This window comes from Aureimonas altamirensis (assembly GCF_023702225.1).
GTDB classification, from domain to species: domain Bacteria; phylum Pseudomonadota; class Alphaproteobacteria; order Rhizobiales; family Rhizobiaceae; genus Aureimonas; species Aureimonas altamirensis_B.
This window is the reverse complement of sequence record NZ_JAMQCO010000001.1, coordinates 189,649-216,456: the sequence shown is the minus strand read 5'-3', so window position 1 is coordinate 216,456 and position 26,808 is coordinate 189,649. Positions and strand designations below refer to the sequence as shown.

The window sequence follows — 26,808 nt, the reverse complement described above, 5'->3', positions numbered from 1 at the left end:
GCGTTAGGGAAGGCTATTCCCATTCGAGCTCGGTAAAGGCGGCCGAGACGTTCTGGCCGTGATATGCGTCGAAGAGCGACCATCGCCCCCGTTCGGATGCCGCGGCGCCCGCCTGGGCGGCGCCGATGGAGGCACCGGACGCGATCTGCGCCCTGATGTCGCGGGCCAATGCCGCAAGGTAGCGGGCCTCGTCCCCGAGTGCGCCCGGCCAAGGCAGGGGGGCAGGGCCATGCCCCGGTACGACCTGCCGGGCCGGAATGGCTGCCAGGCGCGGCAGCGCCGCGATCCAGCCTTTCAGGCTGCCGTCGAGCGTCGGCACATGATCGACGAAGACGAGGTCGCCGGCGATCAATATTCCGGACGCCTCGTCCAGCACGGTAAGGTCGCTGGAGGTGTGGGCGGCCGGCCAGGCTGTCAATCGAAGCCGTCTGTTGCCGAGGTCGATGATCCGGTCGCCCTCCACCCCTTCGTCCGGCTCGGGGAAGAAGAAGTCCTCCGGAGAAGCTGCCTGCCGCCGAACCTCAAGATCGCGGTAGAAGTCCCTGCGCGGCGCCATCGACGCTTCGTACCCGGAATGTGCGATCACGGTTGCGCCCGCGTCCACCAGCGGACCGGATCCGGCCACGTGGTCGGGATGCATGTGCGTCAGAATCAGCCAGCCGACCGGCTTGTCCGTCACACCCCGTATCGCCGCCAATATGCCTTGCCCGACGCTCCTGCTACCGCCTGCATCCACGACTGCCACCCTGTCGTTTCCGACGACGAAGGCGATATTGGACGTGTCGCCGAGATTCGCGCTATCCGGCACCGCAACATTTCCGACATGGACGTAGAGGCTTGGCGCGACCTCCTTGAAGGCAAGGGGTTCGGCAGCTACAGCGATGCCGATGCCGCAGATCATCATGATGGCCGCAAAGTCCTGTGCTGCTTGAAGTCGGGAAAAAATCCATGTCGGATTCCGGATGCGGATCATAATAGAACCTTTCCATCCAGCGGATGCGCAGGTGATCGGACAGCAATTCCAGGTTGAACTTTCAATTCCCGGCCATCGAATTTCAGTTCACCAGGCACAAGCCCGACAGTTTAGACATGCGTCTTCCCGTTAATGCCAAAGCCGATCATCGATATGAAGCCTTGGTTCGATGGAGTATAATCTTCGAGAAGATATTGTTTGACGCGATTTTTACTGTGTGGATAGTCTGTATTGCGATGCAATAATATATGCGTTTGCATTGCAGCAACATTTTCTTACAATTGATACTTGCACAAACGGGAAACTCGGCCTAGCCTCATCCTTGGTTTCCGGCTTCAAGGCTGTCGGTGTTGGGAGCGTCGACAGATCTCGAAGGCCTCGGTAGGGCGAACTTTAACGGTGCCCACCAGGACCCCTATTGGCGGTCGTGACACGCTGCCGGAAACCGTCCCCATAAACATTGTGTCGTTGTTCGTGCGGTTCCGCGACCGCGCATGGCTTGCTGACGCTTGCTTTGGGAGGAATCCGTGCTGAAATCCATCACGAAGGCGGCCGCCGCCTCGACAATGCTGCTTGCCCTTTGTTCAGGCGCATCGGCCAACGATGCTCTTGCCGAACTCGGCAAGGACCCGACGAACTGGGTCATGCAATCGGGCGACTATGCCAATACCCGTTACTCGCCGCTGAAGAACATCGACAAGGACAATGTGGGCGATCTGCAGGTCGCCTGGTCGTTCTCGACAGGCGTTCTGCGTGGCCACGAAGGCGGCCCGCTCGTGATCGGCGATACGATGTTCGTGCACACGCCCTTCCCCAACATCGTCTACGCCCTCGATCTGGCGGAAGACGGTGCGATCAAGTGGAAGTACGAACCGCGGCAGGATGCCAACGTCATCCCGGTCATGTGCTGCGACACGGTAAATCGCGGCGTCGCCTATGTGCCGCCTGAAGGCGATCAGCCGGCCAAGATCATCCTGCACCAGGCCGACACCACGGTCGTCGCGCTCAACGCCGATACGGGCGAGCAGCTCTGGTCGGTCAAGAACGGCGACGCCTCCAAGGGCGAAACCGGCACGGCCGCGCCGTTGGTGGTGAAGGACAAGGTCTATATCGGCATTTCCGGCGGCGAATTCGGCGTCCGCGGCTCGCTGACCGCCTATAACCTGAAGGACGGCTCCGTCGCCTGGCGCGCCTATTCGACCGGGCCGGACGAGGAGATGCTGTTCGACCCGGAAAAGACGACCGAACTCGGCAAGCCGGTGGGCAAGGATTCGTCGCTGAAGACGTGGGAAGGCGACCAGTGGAAGATCGGCGGCGGGACGACCTGGGGTTGGTTCTCCTACGATCCGGAAACGAACCTCGTCTATTACGGCTCGGGCAACCCTTCTACCTGGAATCCGTCGCAACGCCCCGGCGACAACAAATGGTCGATGACCATCTTCGCCCGCGACGCCGACACCGGCATGGCGAAATGGGTCTACCAGATGACGCCGCATGACGAATGGGATTTCGACGGCGTCAACGAGATGATCCTGGCCGATATTCCGGTGGACGGGCAGGACCGCAAGGCGCTCGTGCATTTCGACCGCAACGGCTTCGCCTACACGCTCGACCGGGTGACCGGCGAATTGCTGGTGGCCAAGAAATACGACCCGGTCGTGAACTGGGCGACCGAAGTGGTGATGGACAAGAATTCCGATCAGTACGGCCGGCCGCAGGTGGTGGACCAGTATTCGACGGAATTCAACGGAGAGGACGTCAATACCACGGGCATCTGCCCGGCGGCATTGGGCACCAAGGACCAGCAGCCGGCGACCTTCTCGCCGGACACGGGCATGTTCTATGTTCCGACCAACCATGTCTGCATGGATTACGAGCCGTTCCGCGTGGCCTACACGGCCGGGCAGCCCTATGTCGGGGCGACCCTGTCCATGTACCCGGCGCCCAACAGCCATGGCGGCATGGGCAACTTCATCGCCTGGGATGCCGGCACCGGGGAGATCAAATGGTCGATCCCCGAGAAATTCTCGGTATGGTCCGGTGCTCTGGCCACGGGCGGCGGCGTCGTCTTCTACGGCACCCTGGAAGGCTATCTCAAGGCGGTCGACGCGGAAACGGGCAAGGAGCTGTACAGCTTCAAGACGCCGTCCGGCATCATCGGCAACGTCACGACCTACGAGCGTGACGGGCAGCAGTATGTCGCCGTATTGTCGGGCATCGGCGGCTGGGCCGGCATCGGCCTCGCAGCCGGCCTGACGGATGCCAATGACGGCCTCGGCGCGGTCGGCGGCTATGCTTCCCTGTCCCGATATACGGCTTTGGGCGGGCAGTTGACCGTCTTTACCGTCCCCGACCAGACCGCTTCCGCAACCGATGCCAATTGAGATCGGAGACGGTTTGTCGATGAACAGGGTCATCATGGCGTTTGCCGGCGTCGTCCTCCTTTCCATGGGGGCGGCGTCGGCGCAGCAGCCTTCGGCCCATCCTTCGGTCGACACCGCCAACAACGGTGTCGAGGCGAAGGAGGGCGAGAACGGCAAGTTCGTGGATTCCTCCGACGTGCCCACCTATTCGCTCCAGGAGGACGGGACAGCCGATTTCTACACCTGGCGCGGCTACAAGAAATACACGGCCAATTGCATGCAGTGCCATGGGCCGGACGGGCAGGGGTCTTCCTTCGCTCCCAACCTGACGGACTCCCTGAAGCGGATCGACTACTACGAATTCACCGGCATCGTCGTCGGTGGACAGCAGAACGTCTGGAACACAGGCGGCAATTCGGTCATGCCGGCCTGGGGCGAAGACAAGAACGTGATGTGCTATCTCGACGCCATCTACATCTACCTCAGAGCGCGTACCGACGGCGTCGTCGGCAAGGGAGAGCCGAAGCGTCCGCCGATCAACGAAGAGGCGCGCGCGGCGGAAAACGAATGTCTCGGATTCTGACGCTTTTGACGGCGCTCGTGCTGGCCGGCGCCTTCGCGCCGGCTTCCGCGCACGCGCAGGACCGGGATTTCGGCGGCGCGATCGAGCTGGTCGACCCGGACGTCCTGCGCGTCTGCGCCGATCCCAATTCCATGCCCTATTCCAACGAGAAGGGCGAAGGTTTCGAGAACGAGCTTGCCGACTTCCTCGCGGGCAAGCTCGGCCGCAAGTCGGTGAGCTACACCTACTTTCCGCAGGCTACGGGCTTCGTGCGGATGACGCTCGGCTTGCATCGCTGCGATATCATCATGAGCTATCCGCAGGGCGACGAGCTGGTTCAGAACACCAACGCATACTACCGGACAGCCTACTCGCTCGTGTATCGCAAGGGCGGCGAGCTCGACGGCGTCGACACGCTGGAAGACGAGCGGCTCAAGGACAAGACGGTCGGCGTCGTCGCGGGCACGCCGCCGGCGACCTACATCGCCAAGGCCGGACTGATGGGCAAGGCCAAGGGCTATCAATTGATGGTCGATACGCGGATCGACAATTCCGCGGCCGACATGATGGCGGACCTGAAGAGCGGCGTCATCGATGCCGCCGTCCTGTGGGGGCCGCTTGCCGGATATCAGGCCGGCAAGGCGGGCGGCGATTATGTCGTGGTGCCGCTGCTGAAGGAGCCGCGGGGGCCCGCAACGGTGTTTCGCATCACGATGGGCGTTCGACCGAGCGACCAGGAATGGAAGCGCACGTTGAACCGGGTGATCGCCGAGAACCAGGACGAGATCAACGAGATCCTCTTGTCCTACGGCGTCCCGCTGCTGGACGAGCAGAACCGGCCCATCGCCCTGCAGCAGGGTGGATAGGCCATGCGGCGCTCCGCCCCGGCCATGCTGGCGCTGCTGTCGGTGGTCTTTGCCGCGCAGGCCGGGGCGCAGGTAAGCGAACCCGGCGATTATCGCCGCTCCGACTACCGCGCGCCGACACCGGCCACGCTGGCGGGCGCGCATGTCCTGACCAGCGAGGAGGCGGTCGCGCTGTGGCGCGACGGCGAGGCCGTGTTCGTCGACGTCCTGCCGCGCGCGCCGAGGCCCGCCAACCTGCCGGAGGGGACAATCTGGCATCCCGCGCGTCGCGAGGCTATTCCCCGCTCCATCTGGCTTGCCGACACGGGCTATGGCGATCTTGCCCCACAGACGGAACGCTATTTCGCCGACGGGCTGGCGAAGGCCAGCGGCGGCGACCGGGCGCATCCGCTGGTCTTCTATTGCCAGCGCAATTGCTGGATGAGCTGGAATGCCGCCCGGCGCGCCATCGCCATGGGATACACCTCCGTCGCCTGGTATCCGGACGGCACCGACGGCTGGGCACAGGCCGGCCAGCCGCTGGAGCAGCATGAGCCGCAATAGGCCGGTCGCGTCAGTTCAGCCTCAGGAACTGCCGCAATTCCGCGGTTTTCGGCTCGGCGAAGACCTCGTCCGGCGGGCCGATCTCGTGAACTCGGCCCTGATGCATGAAGACGACGCGATTGCACACGTCACGCGCGAAATTCATCTCATGCGTCACCATGACCAGCGTCATGCCTTCCGCGGCAAGTTCCCGCACGACCTGCAGCACCTCGGCCACCAGTTCGGGATCGAGTGCCGAGGTGATCTCGTCGCACAGGAGGGCCATCGGTTCCATGGCGAGCGCCCGGGCTATGGCGACACGCTGCTGCTGGCCGCCGGAAAGCTGGTCCGGATAGGCATCGAACTTGCCGCCCAGGCCGACACGCTCGAGCTGCCGGCGCGCCATGGCCTCGGCCTCGCCCTTCGTCTTCTTCTTCACCACCGTCTGCGACAGCATCACGTTGCGGCCGGCCGTCAGGTGCGGAAACAGGTTGAACTGCTGGAAGATCATGCCGACCTTCAGCCGCAGTGCCTTCAAGTGGGTTTCGTCGGGCAGGAGCTGCGCGCCCGCCACGGTGATCGAGCCGCCATCGATCATTTCCAGGCCGTTGACGCAGCGCAGGAGCGTGGATTTTCCCGAACCGCTCCTTCCGATGATGGCCACGACCTCGCCGGGTTGGATGTCGAGGTCGATGCCCTTCAGCACCTCGTTGTCGCCGAAGCGCTTGCGGACGTCAGTGACCGCGATGAGCGACATTGAGCTTCCTTTCCAGGATCTGGCTGGATCTGGACAGGGGCCAGCACAGTGCGAAGTAGATGAGCGCCACCAGGCCGTAGACCGTAAACGGCTGGTAGGTGGCGTTGGTGACGACTGTGCCGGCGCGCGTCAGCTCCACGAAGCCGATGATGGATGTCAGGGCGGTGCCCTTGACGACCTGCACCGAGAAGCCGACCGTCGGCGGAACCGCGATGCGCAGGGCCTGGGGCAGGATGACGTGCCGCATCTGCTGGACGCGCCCCATGCCGAGGCTTGCGGAGGCCTCCCATTGGCCGCGTTGGATGGCTTCGACGCAGCCGCGCCAGATTTCGGACAGGAACGCAGCCGTCCAGAGGATCAGCGCCAGGCCGGCGGCCAGCCAGGCCGGCAGGTTCACGCCGAAGAGCGACAGGCCGAAGAAGGCCAGGAATAGCTGCATCAGCAGCGGCGTACCCTGGAACAGCTCGATGTAGCCCTTTGCCAGCGTGCGGACGAGGCGCGTCGGTGACAGGCGCAGGAACAGGACCAGAAGGCCGACCAGCCCGCCGCCGGCGAAGGCGGCAAGCGACAGGAGGACCGTCCAGCGCGTTGCCAGCAGGAGATTGCGCAGGATGTCCCAGAGGGTGAACTCGACCATCAGCGGGCTCCTGCCGTCTTCGGGAAGATCAGGCCTCCCAGCACCGACATCGCCTTGCGGACGAGGATCGCCAGGCAGAGATAGATGAGCGTCGAGACCATGTAGGTTTCGAAGGCACGGAAGTTCCGCGACTGGATGAAGCTGGCCGCATAGGTGAGGTCCTCCGCCCCGATCTGCGAGACGACGGCAGAGCCGAGCATCACGATCACGACTTGCGAGGAGAGTGCGGGCCATATGCGGGCGAGCGCCGGGACCAGCACGACGTGGCGGAAGGTTTCCAGTTGCGTCATGGCAAGGCTTGCGCCGGCCTCGAACTGGCCGCGCGGCGTCGCCTGGATGCCGGCCCGCACGATTTCGCAGCCATAGGCCCCCAGGTTGACGATCATCGCGAGGTTGGCGGCCTGCATTTCCGTCAGCTGCAAGCCGATCGAGGGCAGGCCGAAGAAGATGAAGAAGAGCTGGATCAGAAAGGGAGTATTGCGGATCAACTCGACATAGGCGGCCACGAAGGGCCTCAGCCAGCGCGGCCCGAGGGCGCGCGTCCAGGCGCACGCTATGCCGAGTGCGATACCGAGGACGGCGCCGACGAGGATGAGTTGAAGCGTCACGGCGACGCCGCTGAAGAGCAGCGGCAGGTAGACCCATATCCAGCCGAATTCGAACTGATAGCCCACGGTGCTAGAGATCGGCAGGCAGGTCGGCGCCAAGCCATTTCTGCGAGATGGCGTTCAGCGAACCGTTGCCCTTGGCCTGCGCCACGATCTCGTTCACCTTGGCAAGAAGCGCCGGCTGGTCCTTGGACAAGCCGATGTAGCAGGGCGAATTCTTGATCAGGAATTTCGGCTCCGGACGGCGGGGCGGGTTGCGTTCCAGGATCGAGGCCGCGACGACGTTGCCCGTGGCGATGGTCTCGACCTGCCCCGACAGGAAGGCCGAGATGGTGCCATTGTTGTCTTCGTAGCGGCGGATCTGCGCGTCGGTCGGCGCAAGGTCGGTCAAGGCGAGATCTTCGACCGAGCCGCGCGTCACGCCGACGGTGCGCCCGGACAGGTCCGAAGCCTGCGCGATGGCCACGTCTTCCGGGGCGAACACGCCGTTGTAGAACGGGGCGTAGGCATGGGAAAAGTCGATCAGCGCCTCGCGCTCCGGGTTCTTGCCGAGGGATGAAATCACGAGGTCGACGCGGCCCGTCTGCAGATAGGGAACGCGATTGGCCGAGGTGACGGGCACCAGTTCCAGATCGACGCCCATCTTCTCCGCGATCAACGCCGCCATGTCGATGTCGTAGCCCTGCGGGGTCATGTCGACCCCCACCGAGCCGAAGGGCGGGAAATCCTGCGGCACGGCCACACGCAGCGTGCCCCGGGCGGTGATGTCGTCCAGCGCATCGGCCTTTGCGGAGGACGGGCCGATGCCGAGAGCGAGGGACAATGCGGCGAGCGCGGACAGGAAAAAGCGACGATCGAGCATTCTGGGCCTTTCGATGGGACTGCCGGGGTCGGCAAAGTGCAACCCACACGGACAGCAACTGGCGTGCCAGTTGCCCCGATGCCTGTTCCGCGACCATCAGCGGCGGTGGCGTTGCCTGTTCTCTCGGCAGTCGCCGCGATGCGTGGCGAGCGATTGGGCAGGTTGGAGCCCCCGGCGCCCGATATCGGCGCATGTGCACGAGCACGCTACCGCGTGGCACTTTCGCTCCCATATACTTGCCGCGTGGTTTTCAGGTGGGACGGCTGGATGAGTATCGGACTGATCGCACTTCTCGACGACGTCGTGGCCCTGACCAAGGTTGCCGCAGCGTCGCTGGACGATGTCGCGGCGCAGGCGGCGAAGGCCGGCGCCAAGGCGGCCGGCGTCGTCATCGACGATGCCGCGGTGACGCCGCGATATGTGGTCGGCTTCTCCGCCGACCGGGAGCTTCCCATCGTCTGGCGCATCGCGCGCGGGTCGCTGATCAACAAACTGGCTTTCCTTCTGCCCGGCGGGCTTCTGCTCAGCAGCTTCGCGCCGTGGGCGATCACGCCCCTCCTGATGCTGGGCGGCCTCTACCTCGCCTATGAAGGGGCGGAGAAGGTCTACGAGAAGATCGCCCCGCACAAGGCGCACAAGCACGAGGCGAAAATCGGCACCGTCGCGCCCAATGCGCAGACGCTGGAAGACGAACGCGTGGCCAGCGCCATCAAGACGGACTTCATCCTGTCGGCCGAGATCATGGCGATCACGCTGGCGGGCCTCGGGCCGGATACGGTGTGGATGCGCGCGGCGGTGATGGCGGTGGTGGCCATCGGCATCACGGTCGCGGTGTATGGCGCCGTCGCCCTGATCGTGAAGGCCGACGATGTCGGGCTGGCACTGGCCCGGGGCGGCAACGGCGCGCTGGCGGCCATAGGGCGGGGACTGGTGCGCGGCATGCCCGGCTTCCTGAAGGGGCTTGCCGTTCTCGGTACGGCCGCGATGGTCTGGGTGGGCGGCGGGATCATCGTCCATAGCCTGGCCGGCTACGGGCTCGCCGCACCCGAACATCTCATCCACGACATCGCCGTCGCGGCGGGTGGCCTCGTTCCGCCGGCTTCGGGCGCGGTCACGTGGCTGGTCACGGCCATCGGATCGGGCATCGTCGGCCTTGCCGCCGGTTTCGCGCTGATTCCCATCGTCGAAAAGATCCTCGGCCCCCTCTGGAAGGCCGTGACCGGGCTGCGCTCCGTGCAGGAAGAGAAAGCGTAGCGAAGGTCTGGCCGCGATGCGGACGTGCGTTCATAATGGCCGCATGGATACGAACCATCCGGGCGTTTCGGTGGACGAGGACGGCATCGTGCTGGATGCCGATTTCCTGGCCGCGCGCTTTTCCCTTACCGAGGCCCGGATGCGGGGCCTGATGGCCCGCAGGATGGTGCAGAGCCGCGTAGAGCGCGGCGAGGGCGAGGATGTCGGACGCTGGCGGCTGACCGTCCGGATCGGCAATCGCGTCTGGCGCGGCGTCGTCGCGGAGGATGGCGCCCTCCAGTCCGAATCGATGGGGCTGTCTCCTACCCGGTCTATCGACCGTCCACCGCGGCATCCCTGAGAACCCGGCCGAGCGCGAACATGCGCTGCTCGATCAGCACGGGTACCTCGCAGACATAGGTCAGGGATTGGCGGCGTTCGTCGAAGACGCGGGTCTGCCACAGAAGCGCCTCCTGCTCGCGGGCGACTTCGTTCTGGTCGGGCATGGGTTGGCTCATCAGCCGGTCGAACTTCGCCGTCTCGGCACGGATGCTTTCGGCCAGGGTCTTCTGCTTGCCGGCATAGCGGCCGATGCCGTTGATGACATCCGCCCGCTCGCGGTTCAACTCGTGCAGGAGGTCGACGAAGACTGCTTCGGCGGCGGCCTTGCGCCGTTCCGTCGGCAATGCCGCCAGATAATCCGTCAGGCGCTGGCGTGCATCGGGAATGGCCACCCGGCGCTGCGCGATCTCCCGGACGAGTTGGCGCTCGGCCGGCGTGCGTTCCGCCGCCGCTGCGGTTTCCGGCGCGGCGGGCCAGATCTGGGCGGCGTCCATCCGGGCGACCTTGCGTTGCATGCAGGGCCAGTCGGCGGTGCCGTGATGTTCCGGCGCGGCCAGGACGGGGTTTGCGGCGGCGCCCTTCGGCGGCGGACCGGGCAGGACGAAGCCTTCGGGTATGTCGCGCGGGGCCGGCGCCTGGGCAAGCGCCGGACCGGAGATGAGCCAGAGTCCGGAGGCGATGATGGCGGTCAGGCGCATGGGGCATCTCCTGTTCAGCTTGCGGGACGCGCTTCGCCCTTGCGGGCGATCGTTCCGCGCATGGGGTCGTAGGCAAGGATGGCGAGGCCGAGAAAGGCTGCCGTGCAGGCGGTGACGACGGCCAGGGCCGGCAGGTTGAGCTGACCGTACAGCGCGAAGCGGATCAGCTCGACCGCGTGGGTGAACGGGTTGAACCGGCAGATCTGGTACAGCAGCGGCGAGGATTCCCGCACCCGCCACAGCGGGTACAGTGCCGACGAGGCGAAATACATCGGGAAGATGACGAAGTTCATCACGCCCGCGAAATTTTCGAGTTGCCGCACCAGCGACGACAGGAGCATGCCGAGCGCGCCCAGCATCAGGCCCGACAGGATGATGGCGGGCAGTACGGTGAGGTAGCCGATCTCGGGCGGGCGCACACGCCAGAACCATGCGATGGCCAGGAAGACGTATGCCTGCAACACCGCAACCATCACGCCGGCCACAAGCTTCGACACCAGCAGGAACCAGCGGGGCAGCGGGCTGACCAGCAAGGTCTTCATCGAGCCGGACTCGCGGTCGTAGACCATCGACAGCGAGGATTGCATGCCGTTGAACAGGAGGATCATGCCGATCAGCCCCGGCGTGATGAACACCTCGTAGAGAATGTAGGTGCGGTAGGGCGGGATGATCGATACGCCCAGCACCTGCCGGAAGCCGGCGGCGAAAATGAACAGCCACAGCAGCGGGCGCACCAGCGCGGAGACGAAACGCTCGCGCTGGTGAAGGAAGCGCAGTGCCTCGCGCACCACGATGCCGGAGAAGCAGCGCCAGTAGACGATCATGACGCCCTCGCCGCATGCACGGGCGCAAGCGCCGTCAACCGCGAGAAGGCCTCGCCGATGGTTCCGGCTCCTTCCGCTTCCACCACGTCGCGGCAATCGCCTTCCGCCAGCACATGGCCGCGATGCAGCACCACGACGCGGTCCCCGTCCTCGATCTCGTCGATGAGATGCGTTGCCCACAGCACGCTGACACCTTCGTCGCGAACCAGCCGGCGCACGGTGCGGATGATTTCGGCCCGCGAGGCGATGTCGAGCCCGACCGTCGGCTCGTCCAGCAGGATCAGGCGCGGCCGATGCATGAAGGCCCGGACGATCTCCACCCGTCGCAACTGTCCGCCGGACAGGGCGCGGCCCTTGTCGCCCATGCGGTCCAGGAGTTCCGACCCGGAAAGGATCTCGCGCGCCCGGGCCCGCGCTTCGCGCCCCGACATGCCGTGCAGGGCGGCGTGGTAGGCGAGATTCTGGCCGATCGACAGGTCGAGATCCAGTGTCCGGCCCTGGAAGACCACGCCCAGATGCCGCAATGCGCGCCCCGGATGTTGCGACAGGTCGTGGCCGAGAATGCGGATCGTGCCCTCGCGCGCGTCGAACAGGCGCGTGACCAACGAGAACAGCGTGCTCTTGCCGGCCCCGTTGGGGCCGATGAGCGCGGTGAAGCTGCCTTGCGGCACCACGAAGGACACGTCGTCCAGCGTCCGCCGCCGGCCATAGGCATGGCCGACGCCATCGAGTTCCAGCGCCTGCGGGCGCGTCGTCGTCGCGGGGGGCGGCACGATCGCCTCAGGGAACGACGGTGATGGTGCCCTTCATGGCCTGCGCGCCGTCGAGCCCGTCGATCCACCATTCGAAATTGCCGGGCCGGACCGTGTTGAACTGGATCTGGATCGTGCCCTTGGCATCGTATTCCAGCCAGGCGGGCGGGCCGGCCATATGCACCTCGAGATCGCTTATGACGATCTGGTTGAACCAGATGTTTCGGAAGAAATCCGGTGCCCTCAACTTGTATTCCAGCGCTCCGTCGGAACTGATGCGCCAGCGATAGGCCTGGCCGACCCGCATCACGAAATCCTTCGTGTTCACGGCGAAATCGTTGTCGGCGCTGCCGAGGATCAGTTCCTCCACATCCTGGCTCGACCGCGACAGGGGAGGCAGCCCCATCGCATCGGCCGACATGGCGCTGGCGGGCATCTGGGCGTTGCCGGCGCCTGTCGGCGCCCCCGGCGCGGCCGGCGCCTCGGCTCCGTCATCGTCATCGTCATCGTCTTCGTCCGCCTCGATCTGCGTCGCGTCGCCGCCCTGCGCATGTGCCGCGACATGCGGCGCGAAGGCAAGGCAGGCAGCCATCAGCATCAGCCAGTGCGTCTTCATCGTCATAGTGTTCCCTCCCTGTCGTGTCCGGTCGTCGTGACCTGTCATTGCGGATCCGCCACCGCGACGCCCCAGGGCTGCTCGCCGACCTGCACGGACTGGATCACCTCGTCTCTGGCGGTATCGATGATCGAAATGTCGTTGGAGATGCCATTGGTGGAAAAGAGATGGCTGCCGTCGGGCGAGAAGGCCAGTTGCCAAACCCGCTGGCCGACCAGCAGATAGTCCTTCACTTCGTAGGTATTGGCGTCCACGACGGCGACGCGGTTGGCCGGGCCGAGGGCGACATAGGCCTTCGACCCGTCCTCGGTGATGCGCACGCCCACGGGCTGGATCAGCTCGGCGCTGATGCCGGGGATCTCGAATGTCACCTTGTGCTTGATGTCGCGGGTCGCGGCATCGATCACGCTGACGGTGCCGCCGATCTCGGCCGAGACCCAGACTTCCGAATTGTCTTTCTTGAACTCGGCGAAACGCGGCCGGGAATCCACCAGCACATTGGCCACGATCTGCTCGGAATCGCGGTCGATGAAATGCGCCATGTTGGTGGTTTCCGACGTATTGACGATGATCTTGCCGTCCGGGGAAACACCCATGCCCTCTGGCTCGACCCCGACGGGTATCTCCACCACCCGGCTGCCGGACTGCAGATCGATGACGGTGACGAGATTGTCGTCCTCGTTGGCGACATACATGCGCGTTCCGTCCGGCGAAACGACCATCAGTTCCGGGTCGGGCCCCGACGGGAGCGTGCCGATGATCTCGTGCGTCGCGGTATCGATCACCTCGATCGTGTCGTCGTCGCTGGCGCAGACATAGAGCTTCGTTCCGTCCGGGGAAACGACGATGCCGCGCGGACGCTGGCCCACCTTGATCGTGTCGACGACCTCGAAGGTGGCGGAATCAAGCACGGTGACATCGTTGCCGCGCTCGTTCGACACGTAGATCTTGTAGGCGAATGCCGGGCTTGCCGACATGCAGGCTACCACGGCCATTGCCGCCAGAACGGGCTTCGTCATCGATCCTCCCCATACGCTGCTTTTCCACGACGCTAGGGAAAAATGACGCGGCGACCCATGGGAATAGTTCCCGTAATGGTTGGCGCCGTGCCGATTGGGGCAAAGATGCTCAGATGCCGCCGAGAAGCCGGCCGCCGCGGGTCTCGACCGCGAAGCGGATCAGGTCCGAGGTTCGTTCCAGGCCGAGCTTTTCCTTGATGCGGGTCGAGCTGTTGGCGATCGTCTTGTAGGCGACGCCGAGGCCGGAGGCGATGTCGTTGAGGCTCTGGCCCTCGCCCAGCATATGCAGGATCTCGAGTTCGCGCGTCGAAAGCCGCGCCGCCACGTTGATCGCGGCGCTTTCCTGCGTGGCGGCCGTGACGCAGTCCACATAGGGCTCTCCGCGCAGGGCGCGGCGGATGGCCGTCAGCAATTCGTCGGACGGCGCGCTCTTGGAAACATAGGCGAGCGCGCCCTCGCGCCGTGCGGACGTCGCATAGACGAGGTCCGAATACATCGAGAACACGACGATGCGGGCCTTGGCGTCGTCCGCATGAAGGCGGCGCAGGACTTCCAGCCCGCTGCCGCCGCGCAGGTTGATATCGAGGACCACGATGTCCGGCCGCATCCGCCGGAACGCATCCAGCGCGTCGCGCGGGGTTTCGGCTTCGGCGACCGCCTCGGGCTGAAGCGGCGCGATCAGCCGGCGTACGCCGTCGCGCACCACCATGTGGTCGTCGACGATGAGGATCTTGGTCATGCCGCGGCTTCCAATCCGTCCAGTGGGCCGTGCGCCGCGATCGGAAGACGGCCCTCGACGCGAAGCCCGGCCGGCGTGCCCACCGGCACAATGTGCAGCCCGCCGCCCGCAGCCTCGACCCGTTCGCGCATGCCGATGATGCCGAAGCCATCGGCATCCGCATGGCGGCCGCCGCCATCGTCGACGACGGAAAATTCCGCCTGTCCCGCGATGGCGCGCACGCTGACGTCCAGCCGGCTCGGCGTGCCGTGACGCAGCGCGTTCAGTATCGCCTCCCGCAGCACCATCAGCAGCGTCGCGTCCGTCTGGGCGTCGAAGCCGGCCTCCGGTACGGCAATGCGAATGCGAATGCCCGGACGGCGGCTTTCGAAGTCGTGCGCCAGATGCATGAGGGTTTCCCGCAGGCCGAGCCCGGGCAGGAGGCCGGGGCGAAGGTCGGCCAGGATGCGGCGCACGGCCAGCCGGGCGCGGGCCGTCGCCTGGCGAATGGCTCCGGCGCGTTCCTTGTTGGCGGGGGCGGCGGGCTCGCGCTCGATGGACGCGGCGTCGACGTCGATGGCGAACAGGAACGGCCCCACCTCGTCATGCAGGTCGCGGGCCAGTTCGGCGCGCTCTTCCTCCTGCATCCGGTAGACGAGTTCGNCCTTGTTGGCGGGGGCGGCGGGCTCGCGCTCGATGGACGCGGCGTCGACGTCGATGGCGAACAGGAACGGCCCCACCTCGTCATGCAGGTCGCGGGCCAGTTCGGCGCGCTCTTCCTCCTGCATCCGGTAGACGAGTTCGCCGAGGCGGCGATTGTCCGCCGACATCGCGGACAATCGCGCCGCCATGTCGTTGCAGCTTTGCGCAAGGGCGCGGATTTCCGGCGGCCCGGCCAGGTCCGCCCGCTCGTCCGTGCGGCCCTGGCCGATGGCGGAAAGCGTCTGCCGCAATCCGTCGAGCGGCTTCAGCGACGTGCGGGCGATGACCCAGACCAGCGCCAGCGCCGTCACCACGAAAAGGCCGAGCAGGGTGAGGCCGAGGCCCAGATCGGTCCAGACGTCGCGCGTGTGACTGGCCGGATCCACCGTCAGTTCCAGTGCGGCGACCGGTCCGGCGACGGGCAGGGGAATGATGCTGACCTCCGGCCCGGGCGCGAACAGCGCCGCGAACCACGCCGGCGCAGGCTGCCGGGGGCCGTCGAGATGCGAGCGCTGGATGATCCGTCCGTCGCGGCCGATGAGCGACAGGCGGGCATGCCGGTCGCTGTCGAAGGTGCGGATGAGCGCCCGGAACTTCGCCTCGTGATCCATCGTCGCGGGCAGTTCCGCGATCTGCCGCGCGACCCGGTGTTCGGCCACGATATGGGCGGAGCGCATCTCGGCCTCGATGCGCTCGCGCACATGCAGGACGGTCGCAAGACCACCCAGCAGCAACATGGCGCAAAGCGCGCCCAAAATGGCGAGGATAAGCCTTGCCTGCAGCGACACCGTCGATCGAGCCTCCCATTGCGGATCGTGCGTCGATCACAGATTGCAGCTTTCGCCGTGCTTTGTCACGGCGCGAGATTGCAGGCGGTTTCGGGCCGATCCACCCCCAGAGTGTCGAGTTCGCTCGTCTGGTGCAGGAATCCCTCCTGGGGGGAGGCGGAAACGACCGATCTGCCTTCGCCCAGCAGGATCGGCTGGCGCAATTGCCAGTTCCAGTCGCGGAAGGTCAGCTTCTGGCCCTTGAAGGCGGCGATGGAGAAGTCCGGGCCCTTGATATACTCCACGATCCGGTCCGGCTCCGCAGACCGGGTGCGTGTCGCGGCCTCGCCCACGATGCGGATGGCGGTCCATACCTGCATGTCCTTCGGCAGCATGCGGCGGCCGGCCATCTTCTCGAAGCGGTTCTGGATCTGGGCGCCGCCCCACTGCTCGCTGGCCGGGTGCCAGGAGGCGGCCACCAGCCCCGCGGTGCCGGCGACCGGGCGGGGCAGCCAGGTGCGCCAGGGTATGAAGCTGCCGAAGACCTCGCTCTCGTCGGCCACCAGCACGACGTCGTGATCGGGCAGGCCCTGTATGAAGACGGGGATCTGCCGCTGCACCTGCGCCTGTCCGGAATCGGTGGCGCGGGCGCCGCCCGCGTCCTCGAACGTACGCTCCTCCAGGATGTCGCCACCGAACTTGCGCGCGGAAGCCTTCATCGCGTCGGCGAAGAGACGGTCGTTCTCGTGCTCGCCGGAAATCAGCACCCAGTTGCGCCACTGTTTCCACATCAGATACTGCGCCAGCGCATCGGTCAGCATCGAGCGGGTCGGCGCCGTATGGAACATGTTGGGCCGGCAGTTCTCTTCGCGCAGGCTGTCGTCGGTGGCGCCGGCGTTCAGCACGCTTGCCCCGGCATCGCGCGCCAGGTCGGCTGCCCTGAGCGTGTCCGGGGCCGGCAGGTCGGTGACGATGAAGTGCACGCCGGCATCGGCGTAGGCGCGCATGGCCGGACCGATGTCCTCGCCCGGCTTGAGCGTCGTGACGGACAGCTCGAAATCCTGCCCCATGAAGGCGCCGGTCGTGTCGTTATCCGCGATCGCCAGCTCCGCCCCTGCGATGCCGATCGTCTCCGGCGGAATATCCAGGGCCGACAAGGCGAGCACGGGCTCGTAGGCGCGCAGCAATCCGATGCGGATGACGGCGGTTTCCGGGCCCGGCTGCTGGGCCTCGGCCGCGCCCGCAAGGCACAGCGCAGTCGCGGCCATCAGGGCGCAGTTGAACATCTTCATGGTCGAGCCTCCCCGGAAGTCTTGCCCAAGGGAAGGCATAATGATGCCCGGCCGCAAGGCGACTTTTTCCCGTTCGTCGCCGCATACTGTTCAACGGCGGGCGCGGCGGCCTATAGAAAGACCGGCCCCGCAGCGATGAAAGACCGGAGAACATGGCGACGAAATTCCTGGCAAGCGTCCGAAACCGCGCCGAGGCCCTGACCGCGCTGGAGAACGGGGCCGACATCATCGACGTGAAGGAGCCGGATGCCGGGGCGCTGGGGGCGGCGGACCTGGAAAGTCTGGCCGATATCCTGGCTGCGGTTGCCGGGCTGAGGCCCGTATCCGCCGTCGCCGGAACGCTGTCCATGACGCCGGATGTGCTGGCGTCCGCAGTCGAGGCGCGGCGGCAGGCGGACTTCGTGAAGGTTGGCCTGTCGACGCCGGATGCCGGTCGCTTCGATGCCGCCCTCGAAAGCCTTGCCGCGCATGCCGCCGCGACGCGGCTGATCGCCGTCCTGTTCGCCGACGAGGGCGTCGATCTTCGATTGCTGGACCGCGTCGCTTCGGCCGGCTTTGCCGGCATCATGCTGGATACGGCCAGCAAGGACGGTCGCCGGCTGATCGACCATGCGCCGCTCTCCGTCCTGTCGACCTTCCTGGAAGCCGCACGCGGCCATGGCCTGTTCTGCGGGCTCGCCGGGGCGCTGGAGGCGCCGGACGTGCCGCGCCTTCTGCCCTTGCGTCCGGATTATCTCGGCTTTCGCGGTGCGCTGACCGCCGGCGGGCGGGGAGACGGCATCTCGGCGGCGCGCGTTGCCGGCATCGCCGCGCTCGTGCATCCGCAGGCCGGCCCGGTCGCGGCCGGGCCGGTGGACCGCGTCTTCATACGGGATTTCGTCCACGACATGGAGATCGGAGCCTATGGCTTCGAGCGGGGGCGGCGGCAGCGCGTCCGCTTCTCCATCGAGGCCGAGGTTCCGAGGCGGATGGCCGGTCCGGGCGGGATGGCCGATATCTACTCCTACGACCTCATGATGGATGCCGTCCGGGCCATCGTGGCGCGCGGGCATGTCGATCTCGTGGAGACGATCGCGGAGGAACTTGCCGCGACGATCCTCCAGGACACCCGCGTTGCGGGCGTGACCGTGCGGGTGGAGAAACTCGATCTCGGACCTGCGGCGGCGGGCATCGAAATCCGCCGCGAAGCAGCCGTCGGATGCTGCGACGCAGCATCGAATTGATCGGCGGCCACCCTTGCCCTCTGCCGGAAAAAGGCGAAAGAGTGGCCACCGATCGCGTGGCGCGCCCAAGGGGGAAGCCGCGCGCGATGCCCGAACGATCAAGGAGTCCGCAGCGTGAAGGACCTGCTCATCGTCAAAGTCGGAGGGAGCTCGATCTCCTCTCCCGACCTGAAACTGTGGGTCGCGAGCATGGAAAAGGCGTCCCGCCCATTGGTGCTCGTGCCCGGAGGAGGGCCCTTCGCGGAAGTGGTGCGCCGTTTCCAGCCGGTGATCGGCTTCGATGACGATGCGGCCCACCACATGGCGATCCTGGCGATGGAGCAGTTCGGCCGCGCGCTGGCAAGCCTCGGCGACCGGCTGGTGGCCGTCGCCTCCATGGAGGCCATCCGGCGCGAACTGGATGCCGGCCGGATACCGGTGTGGATGCCTGCAAAGCTGGCGCTGCGCGCCGGCGAGATTCCCCGAAACTGGAGCGTGACGTCCGACAGCCTCGCCGCATGGCTCGCCGGGCAGTTCGCGGGGTGCTCGCTGTGCCTCATCAAGCAGCTCGACATGCCCGAGGGCTCGACGCTCGACGCCATCTCGGCGGCCGGCGGGGTGGATGCTTCCTTCGTCAAGCTGCTTCAGCCCGAGACCAACGTCTATGTTGCCGGCCCTTCGGACCTGACGCTGGCGGGCAAGCGGCTGTCGGGCGGGGGCATACCGGGCCGGGCCATACCGCGCAGCACGCCGCCGGGGGCCTACGCCGTCGAAGCGGCGGAGTGAACGGCGCGCCGCCGCCTGCAAGTCCCTTCACCGGCCAGCGCCTCCTGTTCCTGACCGGACGGCTGGCGCTGCCGCGGCTGGAGCGTGTCCTGGCCGAAATGGGGCCGACCGATTTCGATTTTTCCATCCGCGACATGGGCGTAAAGGTTGCCGCCCTGATGACCGGAGACATCATCCAGCGGCGACTTGCCCTTCCGGTGGATGCCGACAGGATCGTGCTGCCCGGACGATGCCGCGCCGATCTCGCCACGCTCGAGCGGCATTACGGCATCACTGTCACCCGTGGTCCGGACGAGGTTGCGGACCTGCCGCAATTCCTCGGGCGGGGCCGCAAGGCGGCGGACCTGTCGCGGCACGACATGCGGATATTCTCCGAGATCGTCGATGCATCCGCCCTGTCCGTGCCCTCCATCGTCGCCCGGGGGCGGCAAATGGCGGCTTCCGGCGCCGATGTGATCGATCTCGGCTGCCTGCCGGATACGCCGTTTCCCCATCTGGAGGACGCCGTCCGCGCGCTGAAGGCGGAAGGGCTCGCCGTCAGCGTCGACAGCGCCGACCGGGGCGAGCTGGCGCGCGCGGCGCGTGCCGGCGCCGATTACCTGCTGAGCCTGACCGAACATACGCTCGACATCGCATCGGAGGGAGATTGCATCCCGATCCTCGTGCCGGCAGAGCCCCGCGATCTCAATTCGCTTCTGCGCGCGGTGGATGCCGCTACGCAGCGCGGCCTGTCCTTCATCGCGGACCCGGTCCTCGACCCGATCCATTTCGGTTTCGCCGACTCGCTGGCCCGCTATCATGCCTTGCGTGCGGCGCGACCCCATATCGACATCATGATGGGAACCGGCAATCTGACGGAACTGACGGAGGCCGACAGTTCCGGCATCACGGCGCTGCTGCTGGGCGTGGCCTCGGAACTCTCCATCCGCAACCTGCTCGTCGTCCATGTCAGCGCCCATACGCGCCGCACCATCGAAGAGCATGACATCGCGCGGCGCATCATGCATGCGGCGCGCGCCGACAATGCCCTGCCGCGCGGCTATTCGCCGGCCCTGTCGCAGGTGCACGACCTGAAGCCGGTGGCCAACAGCGCCGCCGACATCGTGGAGCAGGCCGCCGCGGTGCGCGACCGCAACTACCGCATAGAGGTGGCAGAGGACGGCATCCACCTCTTTACGCGCGGGCAGCATGCGGTGCATGGCGACGCCTTCTCTTTCTATCCGTTGCTGGATGTCGACGGGGATCCGGCCCACGCCTTCTATCTGGGCGCGGAGTTGCAGAAGGCCGAGATCGCCTTTCGCCTCGGCAAGCGCTTCGCGCAGGACGAGCCGCTCCGCTTCGGCGTCGCAACGCCGGAAACCGGGGACGAGGATCGGACACGTCTCGCGGAAGCGGGCCACACGCTGAAAGCCGGCCGCGGCGGGGCGGGCGAGCGATGATCCGGGAAACCATCCTGACCAGCGTGTCGGCATCGGGCAGCGTCCATATCGCGCCGCTCGGCATCATCGCGGCGGGCGGGGAGGAGACAGGGCGATGGATCGTCGCGCCGTTCCGGCCGTCGACGACGCTCGTGAACATCGAGGAAACGGGGTTTGCCGTCGCCAATTACACCGACGACGTCCTGATCTTCGCCGGCTGCCTGACCGGGCGGAAGGATTGGCCGCTCGTGCCGCTGGACGGCTGCCCCGCGCCGCGCCTTGCCGCGGCGCTGGCCCACGACGTGCTGCAGGTCGAGCATGTGGAGGACGATGCGGTGCGACCGCGATTCCATTGCCGGGTCGCCGCATCGGGTGCGCATGCGCCCTTCGCCGGCATGAACCGGGCGCGCGCGGCGGTGCTGGAACTGGCCATCCTCGCCAGCCGCCTGACGATGCTGCCGCGCCGGAAAGTAGAGGATGAAATCGCCTACTTGCAGATCGCGGTGGACAAGACCGCCGGTCCGCGCGAAAGGCAGGCATGGGACTGGCTGATGGACAGGATTGCGGCATTCTACCGCGACGACGGCGCCGGGGCCTGAACGGCGATGGCAGGCTTGAGGGGGCCATGATGAGCGATAGAGGCGGTTACTTCCCGCGCTGGACGTTGAAGACCGAAGGGCGGATCCTGCCGGACGAGCGCCTGCCGGCCGGCCAGACGGTCGTGCTGGGGCTCCAGCATGTCGTCGCCATGTTCGGCTCCACCGTCCTGGCGCCGATCCTCATGGGGTTCGACCCCAATGTCTCCATCCTCTTTTCCGGCATCTCGACGCTTATCTTCTTCATCGCCGTCGGGGGCCGCGTGCCGAGCTATCTCGGCTCGTCCTTCGCCTTCATCGGACCGGTCCTCGTGGCCACCGGCGCCATGGCCGGCGCACCCAATCCGAACATCGCCCTGGCCCTGGGCGGCATCATCGTCGCCGGGGCGATCTACGCGCTGATCGGCCTTGTCGTGATGGCGGCGGGGCACCGCTGGATCGAGCGCCTGATGCCACCCGTCCTGACGGGCGCCATCGTCGCCGCCATCGGGCTCGTGCTCGCGCCGATCGCCATTGCCAGCGCATCGGGCATTTCCCCGGCCAACCCGGAGGGCGACCAGCTATCGCGCTGGGTGGCCATCGCCACGGTTGCCGCCGTGGGCCTTGTGGCCGTGTATGCGCCCGGTATGGCGCGGCGGCTGCCGATCCTGATCGGCGGAGCCGCCGCGTACATCCTCTATCTCGTTCTCGCCAATGGCATGGGCCTCGGAGCGCCGGTCGACTTTTCCGGCGTCGCGGCGGCAGCGTGGTTCGGACTTCCGCAGTTTACGACACCGGTCTTCTCGGCGTCGGCGGTCACGCTCATCGCCCCGGTCGTCATCATCCTGGTGGCCGAGAACCTCGGGCACATCAAGGCCATCGGCGCGATGACCGGCCGCAACCTGGACCCCTATCTGGGCCGCGCCTTCATCGGCGACGGCATCGCCACGATGGTATCCGGCTCGTTCGGCGGAACCGGCATGACGACCTATGCCGAGAACATGGGTGTCATGGCCGTGACGCGCATCTTCTCGACGCTTTTGTTCCTGGTGGCTGCGGCCATCGCCATCCTGCTCGGCTTCTCGCCGAAGTTCGGCGCGCTCATCCAGACCATTCCCGGCCCGGTGCTCGGCGGACTGTCCATCGTGGTCTTCGGCCTCATCGCAGCGACGGCCGGCCGCATCTGGGTAGAGAACAAGGTGGACTTCGCCGATCCGCGCAACCTGATCACCGTGGGTGTCGCGCTCGTTCTGGGCGCCGGCAATTTCAAGCTGGATGTCGCCGGCTTCACGCTGGACGGCATCGGCACCGCCACCATCGGCGCCATCGTCCTGTATCACGCGCTCGGCCGCGCCGGCATTTCACGCGCCGCCCGTTGAGCGGCCCGGCTTGTATGCGCCAGGGCGACGGCCGGCGCGGCGCGGCTGGCCGCCTCGCGCAGGCCGGACCGGCAGTCCGCCAGATCGGCGAAGTCGACGACGCCCCTGTCCAGGCGCTGCGCAAGCCGCCGCAACAGCGGGCGGCCCGTGCCGGCGATGACCAGCGGCGCTTCCGGCGCAAGCTCCCCGCGGGAAAGCACAAGCGATGCGGCGTCGTGAACAAGGCGCAGCTGCGCCTCCGTCAGAGCCTGGGCGACGGCGCACCAGTCCTCGTCGGTACCGTCGGCCGCGTCGACGCCCAGCATGCGGGCCAGACGGGCCCGTGAATGCGGTGGCGTCTTGTCCCGGCCGTCTGCCGAGGGCATCTGGTCGTCCGCCTCGTCCAGATGGCCGGCCAGCCGCGCGGCATCCGCCATGGTCGCGAAATGCTCGGCCATCAGCGGCGCCACCCGGCCCTTGAAGGGAACCGACCGCGCCACCGCCATCAGGCTGGTGCGCGTGAAACCCTGGTAGACGAGTTCGCCGCAGGCCAGCCGCTCGCTGTCGGTATAGCCGGCGTTGCAAACGGCTCCGCCGGCTATCGGAACGATATCGGTGGTCGTCGACCCCATGTCCACGAACAGCGCGGTATCGACCGTATCGGCGACGAAGCCGGCGCTGGCATGCCAGTTGGCCGAGCCGACCAATGCTGGGTGCCGGGCGGCGTCCGCCGGCGGCAACAGCCCGCGCGGCCCGGCATGCACCAGGAGTTCGCCGCCCAGCCGTGCGGCGAGGCGCTCGCAAAGGACCCGCACGCCGCTGGCCCTGTCCGGGAAGATGTCGGCCAATTCGCCCGTCATCGTCAGGTGGTGGCGTTCGACGTTGCCGGTCGCGGCCAGGATACGGTCCAGCGCCGTATCGAGATGCTCCAGCCCGCGCCACAGGGGGGATGGCTCCTGCCAGACGCCGACGAGCCGCCCGTTCTCGAAGAGTGCGGCCTTCAGATGGGCCCCGCCCACGTCCCATCCGAGCCGTCTTTCCATGCCGGTCATTGCCTCTGCTTATCCGAGCCTGTTTGCGATGGGCTCCGAAAGGACCGTAAAATGCCATGAAAGGGAAGAGGCGAATGCGGATCGTTCCGGTGCTGGACCTGATGGGCGGTGTCGTCGTGCATGGGCGCGGCGGGCGGCGGGAAAGCTACGCGCCGATCCGCACGCCCCTCGGCCATGCCGACGACGTGCCGGGGCTTGCCGCCCGGCTTGTGCAGGCGGCCGGTGCCGACACGCTCTATGTCGCCGATCTCGATGCGATCCTGGGCGGCGCATTGCAGCGGGATCTGCTGGCGCATATCGGCGCGCGCCTGCCGGGCGTGGATATCTGGGTGGATGGCGGCTTCGGCGCACCGGGGCAGGAGAGCCTGCCGCAGGCCGGCATGCGGCCTGTCTTCGGCACCGAAAGCCTTTCCTGCGCAGTGGTGGAGCTGCCGCCGGAGGCGGTTCTATCGCTGGATTTCTCGGCGCGGGGCTTCGTCGGGCCGGCATCGTGGCTGGGCGACCACCGATCCTGGCCCCGGCGGGTGATCTGCATGACGATGGCGGCGGTGGGCGGTGGCGCGGGGCCGGAGATCCAGACGATCCAGGCCGTCCTGGCGCGCGCCGAGGGAAGGGCGGTGTACGCCGCCGGGGGTGTCCGCGATGCGGAGGATATCCGCGCCCTGGCGGCGCAGGGATGCGCCGGGGCCCTTGTGGCCACGGCGCTTCACGACGGGCGGATCGGCGCCCTCTACTGAAACCCGAATATGGCGGCCAATCGCCGAAGAAGGCCTGCTTTCATCGCCGGTTCGTCTTCCTCGGGATGGTCTCGTGTCTAGGCTCCGGCGAAGGGATGGTGCGCCGAGCCTTTCTGCGCCACGACTTCGGCGGCCGTCGGCTTGCCGTTGACCGCGCGCTCGATGGATTCCAGCGTGGCCCGATAATTGTAGTCGCGGATCTTGGCGTCGTCCTCGGCCTCCCAGTGGATAAAGACGCCGACGCAGATGAAGATGTCGTCGGCCTCGTCCTGCGGGATGATGCCCTTTTCGACGGCATCGGCGACGGCCCGTGCGACGGCGGTCTGCGCCGGGCCGAACATCTGCACGGCCTGCTTGGCGCCCTTGATCGTCACCTTGTTGAACATGACCGTGTTGGGCTTGGTCACGAGATTGGGTGCGATGACGGCGAGCAGCGAGGTGAAGCCGTCCTTGTTGTTGGTCAGCGCGTTGCAGAAGGCGCTTTCCGCGGCCGAGCCGCGCGGGCCCATGATGAGGTCGATATGCGCGACCTCGTTGCCCTCGCCGACAAGCGACTCGCCGACCAGAACCTTGTTGATCTTCGCCATGGTCAATGTCTCTCCCTGGTTGTCCACGATCCGGCTTGGCGCCGGCGCGATGCCGGACCACCGGTGGAACAGTCGTGCGGAATGGAAACACGCCCCTCGCGGCCCACGAATTTCCCCCGCAAACCCGACCCTCCTCCGGCCTGGTCCTGACTGCCCTTGTTCTCAACGTCCGTGGGGGACCGGTTAGCCAGACAGTTGGCAAGAGACTGACCTCCAGTTGCGGCCCCGTCAATCCTTTCCATGGCCGGCAAGGCGGGTTCCGCCCGGCTCGGACGTTTTTTCGTCCAGCGCGGCGGCAAACAGCGACGCGACCGTCATGTCCGCGCTGGTGCCGGGGTTCAGCCCCTCGGCCTTCAGCGCGCCATCGAAGGCCGCCAACGCCTCGCGTGGGGCGCCGACAAGGGCGCGGAAGCGATGCATCAGGCCGATCGCCGCCTCGCTGCCGAACTTCCGTGCGACATGGCTGTCGGGCACCGTCGCGGCGAAGGCCAGGAAGACGTCCTGCGCCGCCCTGTCCATCGGACGGCCCGCCGCAAGCGGGACGCCGATAGCGAAGATCTCGGCATAGCCGTTGGCATATTGCCGGGCGATGAGGTCCCGGTCCGCGGCAAGGCGCATGGCGTCGCGCAGGCCGACCGGCGGCGGCCGGCGGACGTCCGCCTCCGGCGCCGTGCCGAGTCCGCCGGGCGCGGCCAGCGCGATGGCCCGGAAGGCATCCTCCGCATCCTGCGGACGCAGGTCCGCAAGGACGGCATCAAGGCTGCCGCGCAGCGATGCGCCGGGCCGTTCGGCCGCCTTTGCCAGGGGCGCGCAGAGAAGCAGGATGCCGAGATTGGTGTTCTGGCCGACGGCCCCGCGCGTGGCCGAGACCGCCGCCAGAATCCGCGCGCCGACGCCGGCGCCGGGCGCGCAGATCGCCGGGGCGGAGACATCGGCGCTCGTCTCGAAATCGGCGACCGTCATGCCGTGCCCCGCCTCGAAGCGATGCACGTTGCCGGGTTTCAGTGCGGCCAGTTCGGCGTTGCATGCGCGGACGAACAGCGCGGCGATGTCGTCCGGGGTCTTCATCGCGCCGTCCGGACGCGATGCCGGCCTTCGGCGCGGAGCTCGGCAACCAGGTCGCGGGCGCGGATGGCGGCGAAGTCGATGCCGGTCGCCTGTTCCAGCCCCGTCCAGGCCGGCATGGAATTGACCTCGATCACCTGCGCCGCGCCATGCGCGTCGCGCATCAGGTCCACGCCGCAGAAATGCGCTCCCACCGCATCCGCCGCCGCGATGGCGAGACGCTCCAGCTCCGGATCCGGCGCGATGCCGACCGCTTCCGCGCCCTGCGCGACATTGGTGATCCAACTGGCAGGCGAGCGGCGCATCATGGCGCCCACCGCCACGCCCCGCGATACGAGAATCCGATAGTCGCACCAGGCCCCCGCACGGCGATGGCCGATGAATTCCTGAAGGTAGTACACGCCGCCGACATCGCCGGGCTCGGGCAGGTCGTCCGGCGTCTCCACCAGCCGGATGCCCTTCCCTTGCGCGCCGAACAGGGGTTTCAGCACAAGCGGCCCGGGCGCTGCGGCCAGGATGGCCAGCGCCTGCGCGCGCGTTTCCACCGCATGGCTGCGCGGGGTCGGCAGCCCGGCCCGCGCCAGAAGGAAGCTCGTCATCGACTTGTCGGTACAGCGCTCCACGGCCCGCGCGTCGTTGGACACGACGATGCCCTGCGCCGACAGGGCATGCAGGACGCCGAGCCGCCGGGTGACCGCTTCGAAGCTGCCGCCGGCCATGGTGCGCAGGCAGACGGCATCGGGCAACGCCTCGCCCAGCCGCGGCATGACGATGCCGTGGGCGGCGCCGGTGTCGAAGCCGATCTCCGCCGTCTCGAAGCGATGGCAGTCGCAGCCGAGTGCGGCGAAGGCCTCTTCCAGTTGCCGCGCATGCCGGTCGGGCGCGGCGGAGAGAAGCGCGATGCGCATCGCGGCC

The 26,808-nt window shown here is 66.9% G+C and carries 28 protein-coding genes and 1 pseudogene; 12 read left to right on the top strand and 17 right to left on the bottom strand.

Translation table 11 applies throughout. From position 1 onward, the window contains the following. Positions 1-13: 13 nt before the first annotated feature. The gene (locus tag NDN16_RS01040; protein ID WP_251111767.1) at positions 14-904 is read right to left on the bottom strand and encodes a quinoprotein relay system zinc metallohydrolase 2; all 891 of its coding nucleotides are present in this window, start codon (positions 902-904) and stop codon (positions 14-16) included. A gap of 635 nt (positions 905-1,539) precedes the next feature. On the opposite strand from NDN16_RS01040, the gene NDN16_RS01035 reads away from it, so the two are divergent. From NDN16_RS01035 to NDN16_RS01020, 4 genes are read left to right on the top strand one after another with little or no spacing between them, the layout of a single operon-like run. Further along, the gene (locus tag NDN16_RS01035) at positions 1,540-3,357 is read left to right on the top strand and encodes a methanol/ethanol family PQQ-dependent dehydrogenase (RefSeq protein ID WP_251112072.1); all 1,818 of its coding nucleotides are present in this window, start codon (positions 1,540-1,542) and stop codon (positions 3,355-3,357) included. A 19-nt stretch (positions 3,358-3,376) separates the two neighbouring features. After that, the gene (locus NDN16_RS01030; RefSeq protein ID WP_251111766.1) at positions 3,377-3,919 is read left to right on the top strand and encodes a c-type cytochrome, methanol metabolism-related; all 543 of its coding nucleotides are present in this window, start codon (positions 3,377-3,379) and stop codon (positions 3,917-3,919) included. Next, on the top strand, positions 3,904-4,764 hold the full coding sequence (locus NDN16_RS01025) for a substrate-binding domain-containing protein (protein ID WP_251111765.1): 861 nt from the start codon (positions 3,904-3,906) through the stop codon (positions 4,762-4,764). The genes NDN16_RS01030 and NDN16_RS01025 overlap by 16 nt, the downstream gene beginning before the upstream one ends. Positions 4,765-4,767: 3 nt before the next feature. Next, entirely contained in the window at positions 4,768-5,307 is a 540-nt protein-coding gene (locus NDN16_RS01020; protein WP_251111764.1) for a PQQ-dependent catabolism-associated CXXCW motif protein, read from the top strand. A gap of 10 nt (positions 5,308-5,317) precedes the next feature. Here the strand turns inward: NDN16_RS01020 and NDN16_RS01015 are convergent, their stop codons facing one another. From NDN16_RS01015 to NDN16_RS01000, 4 genes are read right to left on the bottom strand one after another with little or no spacing between them, the layout of a single operon-like run. Continuing rightward, on the bottom strand, positions 5,318-6,043 hold the full coding sequence (locus tag NDN16_RS01015; protein WP_251111763.1) for an amino acid ABC transporter ATP-binding protein: 726 nt from the start codon (positions 6,041-6,043) through the stop codon (positions 5,318-5,320). Next, positions 6,021-6,680, bottom strand: a complete 660-nt coding sequence (locus NDN16_RS01010) for an amino acid ABC transporter permease (RefSeq protein ID WP_251111762.1) — start codon at positions 6,678-6,680, stop codon at positions 6,021-6,023. Before NDN16_RS01010 ends, NDN16_RS01015 begins: the two co-directional genes overlap by 23 nt. Further along, positions 6,680-7,354, bottom strand: coding sequence for an amino acid ABC transporter permease (locus NDN16_RS01005; RefSeq protein WP_251111761.1), 675 nt, complete (start codon positions 7,352-7,354; stop codon positions 6,680-6,682). Before NDN16_RS01005 ends, NDN16_RS01010 begins: the two co-directional genes overlap by 1 nt. A gap of 4 nt (positions 7,355-7,358) precedes the next feature. Further along, positions 7,359-8,150 (bottom strand): transporter substrate-binding domain-containing protein, encoded by a 792-nt coding sequence (locus tag NDN16_RS01000; RefSeq protein ID WP_251111760.1) that lies wholly within the window; start codon positions 8,148-8,150, stop codon positions 7,359-7,361. Positions 8,151-8,417: 267 nt separating this feature from the next. On the opposite strand from NDN16_RS01000, the gene NDN16_RS00995 reads away from it, so the two are divergent. Further along, on the top strand, positions 8,418-9,404 hold the full coding sequence (locus NDN16_RS00995) for a DUF808 domain-containing protein (protein WP_251111759.1): 987 nt from the start codon (positions 8,418-8,420) through the stop codon (positions 9,402-9,404). Positions 9,405-9,447: 43 nt separating this feature from the next. Then, positions 9,448-9,744, top strand: coding sequence for a DUF6522 family protein (locus NDN16_RS00990; protein WP_251111758.1), 297 nt, complete (start codon positions 9,448-9,450; stop codon positions 9,742-9,744). On the opposite strand, the gene NDN16_RS00985 is transcribed toward NDN16_RS00990, so the two are convergent. The 8 genes and pseudogenes from NDN16_RS00985 to NDN16_RS00950 all read right to left on the bottom strand — a co-directional run bounded on the left by NDN16_RS00985 (position 9,716) and on the right by NDN16_RS00950 (position 17,107). Next, positions 9,716-10,423, bottom strand: a complete 708-nt coding sequence (locus tag NDN16_RS00985) for a hypothetical protein (protein ID WP_251111757.1) — start codon at positions 10,421-10,423, stop codon at positions 9,716-9,718. The genes NDN16_RS00990 and NDN16_RS00985 overlap by 29 nt on opposite strands. A 14-nt stretch (positions 10,424-10,437) precedes the next feature. Continuing rightward, complete coding sequence (locus NDN16_RS00980; protein WP_251111756.1) at positions 10,438-11,247, bottom strand: ABC transporter permease; 810 nt, start codon at positions 11,245-11,247, stop codon at positions 10,438-10,440. Then, positions 11,244-12,020 carry an ABC transporter ATP-binding protein gene (locus NDN16_RS00975; RefSeq protein ID WP_251111755.1) on the bottom strand — a complete coding sequence of 259 codons (777 nt, stop codon included), beginning with the start codon at positions 12,018-12,020 and terminating at the stop codon, positions 11,244-11,246. Before NDN16_RS00975 ends, NDN16_RS00980 begins: the two co-directional genes overlap by 4 nt. A 7-nt stretch (positions 12,021-12,027) precedes the next feature. Next, positions 12,028-12,621: a hypothetical protein gene (locus tag NDN16_RS00970; protein ID WP_251111754.1), complete on the bottom strand. Its 594-nt coding sequence runs from the start codon at positions 12,619-12,621 to the stop codon at positions 12,028-12,030. Positions 12,622-12,659: 38 nt separating this feature from the next. After that, positions 12,660-13,688 (bottom strand): annotated as a pseudogene (locus tag NDN16_RS00965) (PQQ-dependent catabolism-associated beta-propeller protein); the annotation flags it as partial. 55 nt (positions 13,689-13,743) lie between these two features. Next, the gene (locus tag NDN16_RS00960; protein WP_251111752.1) at positions 13,744-14,373 is read right to left on the bottom strand and encodes a response regulator transcription factor; all 630 of its coding nucleotides are present in this window, start codon (positions 14,371-14,373) and stop codon (positions 13,744-13,746) included. Next, positions 14,370-15,665 carry a HAMP domain-containing sensor histidine kinase gene (locus tag NDN16_RS00955; protein ID WP_435301038.1) on the bottom strand — a complete coding sequence of 432 codons (1,296 nt, stop codon included), beginning with the start codon at positions 15,663-15,665 and terminating at the stop codon, positions 14,370-14,372. The genes NDN16_RS00960 and NDN16_RS00955 overlap by 4 nt, the downstream gene beginning before the upstream one ends. Positions 15,666-15,907: 242 nt before the next feature. Continuing rightward, the gene (locus NDN16_RS00950) at positions 15,908-17,107 is read right to left on the bottom strand and encodes an ABC transporter substrate-binding protein (protein ID WP_435301037.1); all 1,200 of its coding nucleotides are present in this window, start codon (positions 17,105-17,107) and stop codon (positions 15,908-15,910) included. A gap of 158 nt (positions 17,108-17,265) precedes the next feature. On the opposite strand from NDN16_RS00950, the gene NDN16_RS00945 reads away from it, so the two are divergent. From NDN16_RS00945 to NDN16_RS00925, 5 genes are all read left to right on the top strand, one after another. After that, entirely contained in the window at positions 17,266-18,336 is a 1,071-nt protein-coding gene (locus NDN16_RS00945; protein WP_251111749.1) for a (5-formylfuran-3-yl)methyl phosphate synthase, read from the top strand. A gap of 114 nt (positions 18,337-18,450) precedes the next feature. Next, on the top strand, positions 18,451-19,101 hold the full coding sequence (locus NDN16_RS00940) for an amino acid kinase (RefSeq protein ID WP_251111748.1): 651 nt from the start codon (positions 18,451-18,453) through the stop codon (positions 19,099-19,101). Beyond that, positions 19,098-20,540, top strand: a complete 1,443-nt coding sequence (locus NDN16_RS00935) for a DUF6513 domain-containing protein (protein WP_251111747.1) — start codon at positions 19,098-19,100, stop codon at positions 20,538-20,540. Before NDN16_RS00940 ends, NDN16_RS00935 begins: the two co-directional genes overlap by 4 nt. After that, on the top strand, positions 20,537-21,118 hold the full coding sequence (locus NDN16_RS00930; RefSeq protein ID WP_251111746.1) for a DUF447 domain-containing protein: 582 nt from the start codon (positions 20,537-20,539) through the stop codon (positions 21,116-21,118). Before NDN16_RS00935 ends, NDN16_RS00930 begins: the two co-directional genes overlap by 4 nt. A gap of 29 nt (positions 21,119-21,147) precedes the next feature. Further along, positions 21,148-22,473 (top strand): solute carrier family 23 protein, encoded by a 1,326-nt coding sequence (locus NDN16_RS00925; protein WP_251112071.1) that lies wholly within the window; start codon positions 21,148-21,150, stop codon positions 22,471-22,473. Here the strand turns inward: NDN16_RS00925 and NDN16_RS00920 are convergent. After that, positions 22,431-23,495, bottom strand: coding sequence for a hydantoinase/oxoprolinase family protein (locus tag NDN16_RS00920; RefSeq protein ID WP_251111745.1), 1,065 nt, complete (start codon positions 23,493-23,495; stop codon positions 22,431-22,433). The two genes, NDN16_RS00925 and NDN16_RS00920, sit on opposite strands and share 43 nt — an antisense overlap. 83 nt (positions 23,496-23,578) lie before the next feature. Here NDN16_RS00920 and NDN16_RS00915 point away from each other — a divergent pair, with 83 nt between their 5' ends. After that, a complete protein-coding gene (locus NDN16_RS00915) occupies positions 23,579-24,241 on the top strand; it encodes a HisA/HisF-related TIM barrel protein (RefSeq protein WP_251111744.1) in 663 nt (220 codons plus the stop codon). Positions 24,242-24,318: 77 nt separating this feature from the next. Here the strand turns inward: NDN16_RS00915 and fae are convergent, their stop codons facing one another. From fae to NDN16_RS00900, 3 genes are all read right to left on the bottom strand, one after another. Beyond that, positions 24,319-24,828 (bottom strand): formaldehyde-activating enzyme, encoded by a 510-nt coding sequence (fae, locus tag NDN16_RS00910; protein WP_251111743.1) that lies wholly within the window; start codon positions 24,826-24,828, stop codon positions 24,319-24,321. A 228-nt stretch (positions 24,829-25,056) separates the two neighbouring features. Continuing rightward, positions 25,057-25,896 carry a triphosphoribosyl-dephospho-CoA synthase gene (locus NDN16_RS00905; protein ID WP_251111742.1) on the bottom strand — a complete coding sequence of 280 codons (840 nt, stop codon included), beginning with the start codon at positions 25,894-25,896 and terminating at the stop codon, positions 25,057-25,059. Beyond that, complete coding sequence (locus tag NDN16_RS00900; RefSeq protein WP_251111741.1) at positions 25,893-26,801, bottom strand: ATP-grasp domain-containing protein; 909 nt, start codon at positions 26,799-26,801, stop codon at positions 25,893-25,895. Before NDN16_RS00900 ends, NDN16_RS00905 begins: the two co-directional genes overlap by 4 nt. Positions 26,802-26,808 lie beyond the last annotated feature (7 nt).

What these genes read in the sequence shown, in the direction of transcription:
- NDN16_RS01020 (WP_251111764.1), top strand. Translation starts at nt 4,768, where the DNA reads ATGCGGCGCTCCGCCCCGGCCATGCTGGCGCTGCTGTCGGTGGTCTTT.
- NDN16_RS00985 (WP_251111757.1), bottom strand. Translation starts at nt 10,423, where the DNA reads ATGCGCCTGACCGCCATCATCGCCTCCGGACTCTGGCTCATCTCCGGT.
- NDN16_RS01025 (WP_251111765.1), top strand. Translation starts at nt 3,904, where the DNA reads ATGTCTCGGATTCTGACGCTTTTGACGGCGCTCGTGCTGGCCGGCGCC.
- NDN16_RS00990 (WP_251111758.1), top strand. Translation starts at nt 9,448, where the DNA reads ATGGATACGAACCATCCGGGCGTTTCGGTGGACGAGGACGGCATCGTG.
- NDN16_RS00980 (WP_251111756.1), bottom strand. Translation starts at nt 11,247, where the DNA reads ATGATCGTCTACTGGCGCTGCTTCTCCGGCATCGTGGTGCGCGAGGCA.
- NDN16_RS01035 (WP_251112072.1), top strand. Translation starts at nt 1,540, where the DNA reads ATGCTGCTTGCCCTTTGTTCAGGCGCATCGGCCAACGATGCTCTTGCC.
- NDN16_RS00945 (WP_251111749.1), top strand. Translation starts at nt 17,266, where the DNA reads ATGGCGACGAAATTCCTGGCAAGCGTCCGAAACCGCGCCGAGGCCCTG.
- NDN16_RS01000 (WP_251111760.1), bottom strand. Translation starts at nt 8,150, where the DNA reads ATGCTCGATCGTCGCTTTTTCCTGTCCGCGCTCGCCGCATTGTCCCTC.
- NDN16_RS01015 (WP_251111763.1), bottom strand. Translation starts at nt 6,043, where the DNA reads ATGTCGCTCATCGCGGTCACTGACGTCCGCAAGCGCTTCGGCGACAAC.
- NDN16_RS00925 (WP_251112071.1), top strand. Translation starts at nt 21,148, where the DNA reads ATGAGCGATAGAGGCGGTTACTTCCCGCGCTGGACGTTGAAGACCGAA.
- NDN16_RS00900 (WP_251111741.1), bottom strand. Translation starts at nt 26,801, where the DNA reads ATGCGCATCGCGCTTCTCTCCGCCGCGCCCGACCGGCATGCGCGGCAA.
- fae (WP_251111743.1), bottom strand. Translation starts at nt 24,828, where the DNA reads ATGGCGAAGATCAACAAGGTTCTGGTCGGCGAGTCGCTTGTCGGCGAG.
- NDN16_RS01030 (WP_251111766.1), top strand. Translation starts at nt 3,377, where the DNA reads ATGAACAGGGTCATCATGGCGTTTGCCGGCGTCGTCCTCCTTTCCATG.
- NDN16_RS00905 (WP_251111742.1), bottom strand. Translation starts at nt 25,896, where the DNA reads ATGAAGACCCCGGACGACATCGCCGCGCTGTTCGTCCGCGCATGCAAC.
- NDN16_RS00960 (WP_251111752.1), bottom strand. Translation starts at nt 14,373, where the DNA reads ATGACCAAGATCCTCATCGTCGACGACCACATGGTGGTGCGCGACGGC.
- NDN16_RS00930 (WP_251111746.1), top strand. Translation starts at nt 20,537, where the DNA reads ATGATCCGGGAAACCATCCTGACCAGCGTGTCGGCATCGGGCAGCGTC.
- NDN16_RS01040 (WP_251111767.1), bottom strand. Translation starts at nt 904, where the DNA reads ATGATGATCTGCGGCATCGGCATCGCTGTAGCTGCCGAACCCCTTGCC.
- NDN16_RS00995 (WP_251111759.1), top strand. Translation starts at nt 8,418, where the DNA reads ATGAGTATCGGACTGATCGCACTTCTCGACGACGTCGTGGCCCTGACC.
- NDN16_RS00920 (WP_251111745.1), bottom strand. Translation starts at nt 23,495, where the DNA reads ATGGAAAGACGGCTCGGATGGGACGTGGGCGGGGCCCATCTGAAGGCC.
- NDN16_RS00970 (WP_251111754.1), bottom strand. Translation starts at nt 12,621, where the DNA reads ATGACGATGAAGACGCACTGGCTGATGCTGATGGCTGCCTGCCTTGCC.
- NDN16_RS01010 (WP_251111762.1), bottom strand. Translation starts at nt 6,680, where the DNA reads ATGGTCGAGTTCACCCTCTGGGACATCCTGCGCAATCTCCTGCTGGCA.
- NDN16_RS00915 (WP_251111744.1), top strand. Translation starts at nt 23,579, where the DNA reads ATGCGGATCGTTCCGGTGCTGGACCTGATGGGCGGTGTCGTCGTGCAT.
- NDN16_RS00950 (WP_435301037.1), bottom strand. Translation starts at nt 17,107, where the DNA reads ATGTTCAACTGCGCCCTGATGGCCGCGACTGCGCTGTGCCTTGCGGGC.